Origin of the sequence: Salipiger sp. PrR007 (assembly GCF_010499845.1) — a bacterium.
Taxonomy (GTDB): Bacteria; Pseudomonadota; Alphaproteobacteria; order Rhodobacterales; family Rhodobacteraceae; genus Salipiger; species Salipiger pacificus_A.
Genome location: NZ_JAAGOZ010000002.1, coordinates 1 through 1,353, shown reverse-complemented (window position 1 = coordinate 1,353; position 1,353 = coordinate 1). Strand labels below are relative to the sequence as shown.

The following is a 1,353-nucleotide window of genomic DNA, read 5'->3' as shown; positions in this document are numbered from 1 at the left end:
AGACCGGCAAGGCCCTCCTGCAGTTCCCCGGCGATCTCCGCCATGGTCTTCATCTTGCCGCGCGCATCGAAGAACTCGAGGCCAAGCTCCTGCATCGCCGCCGCGGCCTGTTTGCTCTCGGGCGTTAGGCGCTGGACGAAGGTCTTGAACGATGTCCCGGCATCCTGACCCGAGGAGAAGTTCGACGCCGTGGCGGAGAGCGAGGTCAGGAAATCCGTGAGCTCGACGCCGGCCGTGCCGGCCACACCGCCGGCCTGGCCGATCGCGAGGCGCAGATCGTCGAAGCCGAACTTCGAGGTAAAGGCCGCCCCGGTGACGCGATCGACCACGTCGGGAAGCGCAGCCGCCTCGAGGCTGAACTGCGCCATGAGGTCGGTCACCAGGTCGGCCGACGGGGCGAGTTCCGCGCCGAGCGCGCTGGCCAAGGCGAGCGAGGCATCGAGCGCGCCACCGAGGATGCTCGAGACCGCAACGCCGTTCTTCGCCAGCACCTCGATCGCCTCGGCCGCCTGCATCGCAGTGAAGGCGGTCGTGCCGCCGAGCCGCTTGGCCGCCGCCTCGAGACTCGCGGCCTCTTGAACACTGGCCGCCGTCGCAGCCTGCACACGCTGCATCATCGCCTGGAACTGCCGCCCGACATCGAGCGCGCCCTTGCCGAAGGCGACCAGCCCACCGGCGATCGCAGTTGTGCCCATGTAGCGAGCGAGGCGCTGCAGGGACGGGAGCTCGGCCGCGACCGAGCCCAGGGACCCCTTGAGCTGCCGCGCCGCGAGATCGGTTTCGCGCAGCCCTGCCCCGGCCGGGCGCGCAGCGCCCTGGATTAGGCGCAGGCTGCGCTCGCCACTGGCGCCGAGCGCGCGCAGGTCCGCTTCGAGCTGCTGCTTGCCAGCCGCCGAGAAGCGGATCGAATACTGGCGTTCCGTTCGGCTCATTCGCTCTTGTCCTCACGCTGCAGCGCCGCGGCCTCGAGAAGCCCGGCTTCCCAGCGCGGCAAGAGCAGCGCTGCAATATCTTCGGAAACGCCGCGCGCCTTCAGCAGCGCGAGGCAGGCGGGCATGTCGAGCCCGGCGTAGCCGCCGGGACCGATCCGCCGCTGGTGGAAGAGCTCGAGCCCGGCCGAGGCGATGGCCCGGCCCTCGATCGAGCGTGGCAGATGGGTGTCTTCGGGGCATGCGCCCTCGCCGCCGAACCTTGCGCAGGCGAAGCCGGGAGCGTCCCGGCAGCCCGCGCAGTGGCTCAGCCCTCCGCTGTGGCGGTACTTGGCGAGGGCGCGGAGACGTTTCCCTCCATCTCCAATGCGATCCAGGGCGCCAGCAGCTCGCCGTGCAGCGTGGCGGAGACACCGGGGAAGAG

At 70.5% G+C, this 1,353-nt stretch carries 2 protein-coding genes; both read right to left on the bottom strand.

Translation table 11 applies throughout. The features are described from left to right. Window positions 1-932, bottom strand: a 932-nt coding sequence (locus G0Q01_RS00015; protein ID WP_164212901.1) for a phage tail tape measure protein, incomplete at its 3' end; no start/stop codon positions are given. Next, window positions 929-1,353 (bottom strand): hypothetical protein (locus G0Q01_RS00010; protein ID WP_164212900.1); only part of this gene is annotated, 425 nt, incomplete at its 5' end. The genes G0Q01_RS00015 and G0Q01_RS00010, both read right to left, overlap by 4 nt.